Consider the following 355-nt stretch of genomic DNA (forward strand, 5'->3'; position numbering starts at 1 on the left):
GCTCACCCTGACCGGCAGTGTACTGACCAACGACACCGAAGGCGCCGACCATGTCGCGTCCGGCCCAATCACACCGGGCACTTTCACCGGTACCTACGGCACCCTGGTCCTCAACGCCGACGGTTCCTACACTTACACGCTCAACACCGCCGACGCCGATTTCAAAGGCCTGCACGGTGGGGGTAATGGCAGCGAAACCTTCACCTACACCCTGACCGACGCCGACGGTGACACCAGCACTGCAAACCTTGTGCTGCAAGTTCACAACAACGACGATCCGGTGATCATCAACGGCCTCGACACTGAAGGCGGTGAACTGACCGTCCAGGAAAAAAACCTCAGCGACGGCAGCAGT

The 355-nt window shown here is 60.0% G+C and carries 1 protein-coding gene; it reads left to right on the forward strand.

Translation table 11 applies throughout. The features are described from left to right. Positions 1–355, forward strand: a 355-nt coding sequence (locus tag ACLEJQ_RS25820; RefSeq protein WP_440799938.1) for a VCBS domain-containing protein, incomplete at both ends; no start/stop codon positions are given.

The organism is Pseudomonas sp. SMV71 (assembly GCF_052042015.1).
In the GTDB taxonomy this organism is placed as follows: domain Bacteria; phylum Pseudomonadota; class Gammaproteobacteria; order Pseudomonadales; family Pseudomonadaceae; genus Aquipseudomonas.